1 protein-coding gene is annotated in these 1,667 nt (G+C 43.5%); it reads right to left on the bottom strand.

Annotated elements, in window-relative coordinates:
- The coding region (locus J8281_RS18840) for a hypothetical protein (RefSeq protein WP_210199218.1) at positions 1-1,667 on the bottom strand (1,667 nt) is incomplete at both ends.

The following is a 1,667-nucleotide window of genomic DNA, read 5'->3' as shown; positions in this document are numbered from 1 at the left end:
GTACAACTCGCATCTGGAGTACCTGCTGCAGTACATGGCGTAAAAGTAATGGCTCCTGTTGTGGTATTTACACTCCAAACGCCTTCTCCTGGTGCTACTAAATCATCACCGGGAGTTGATGTTCCCACCAATTGAACACTTGTAGGATCTATAACTCCATCTGGATCGCTATCTATACCACTTCCATTATCGGCAAAAGGATCCAAAGTAGCTGCTATACCTGTAGGTAAACCTGTGATCAGATCGTTGTTGGCTATCGGAGGTTGTGGATCATACGTTATTGTAACACTAGATGCATTCGATCTGTTTCCTTCATTATCGGCTACTGTATAATCGATAGGTGTAGGATCGCCGGTAAACACCTCTGTACAGCTTGCATTAGGAACACCAGCTGCACTACACGGAGTAAAAGTAATATCTCCCGTAGTACCATTTACACTCCAAACCCCCTGGTCAGGAGCTACTAAATCATCTCCTGGACTTGCTGTACCTACAATTTGAACTGTAGTCACATCTACAGTATCACCCGTGGTATCATTAGCTAAAACATCTACGGTTACCGCAGTATTGGTAGTATTACCTGTACTAAGATCATCACTAGTAACAGGTGCATAATCAATAGTGATAGTCGCTTCATTAGAAGTATTCCCATCGTTGTCATTAATCGTATAATTTACGGGTGTAGGATCTAAGGTGTACCCAGGGTTCGGGGTAAAACTTATTTCTCCTGTACTTAAATCGACACTCCATGACCCTTCTCCCGGAACCGTGAACCCGGTAAATTCTCCATCCCCATCGGTAATAATATTGGTAGCACCCGTTGGAACTACTAAGCTTACCGAAGTTACATCTAAACTCCCATCGGGATCATTATCTACACCATTTCCGTTATCGGCAGTAGGATCTAATCGTGCCGTAGTACCTGGTACATTAGCGCTGCTTAGATCATCTTGCGCCACGGGCGGTTGTGCATTGTAATCAAGTGTTATTGTAGCTTGATTAGATCGGTTACCATCATTATCTGCTACTGTATATTGAATAGGTGTAGGATCTCCTGTAAATGCTCCCGTACAACTCGCATCTGGAGTACCTGCTGCAGTACATGGCGTAAAAGTAATGGCTCCTGTTGTTGTATTTACACTCCAAACGCCTTCTCCTGGTGCTACTAAATCATCACCGGGAGTTGATGTTCCCACCAATTGAACACTTGTAGGATCTATAACTCCATCTGGATCGCTATCTATACCACTTCCATTATCGGCAAAAGGATCCAAAGTAGCTGCTGTACCTGTAGGTAAACCTGTGATCAGATCGTTGTTGGCTATCGGAGGTTGTGGATCATACGTTATTGTAACACTAGATGCATTCGATCTGTTTCCTTCATTATCGGCTACTGTATAATCGATAGGTGTAGGATCGCCGGTAAACACCTCTGTACAGCTTGCATCAGGAACACCAGCTGCACTACACGGAGTAAAAGTAATATCTCCCGTAGTACCATTTACACTCCAAACCCCCTGGTCAGGAGCTACTAAATCATCTCCTGGACTTGCTGTACCTACAATTTGAACTGTAGTCACATCTACAGTATCACCTGTGGTATCATTAGCTAAAATATTTACGGTTACCGCAGTATTGGTAGTATTACCTGTACTAAGATCATCACT

Source organism: Aquimarina sp. U1-2 (assembly GCF_017897595.1).
Lineage (GTDB): Bacteria > Bacteroidota > Bacteroidia > Flavobacteriales > Flavobacteriaceae > Aquimarina.
This window is presented reverse-complemented; position numbering and strand designations above follow the sequence as displayed.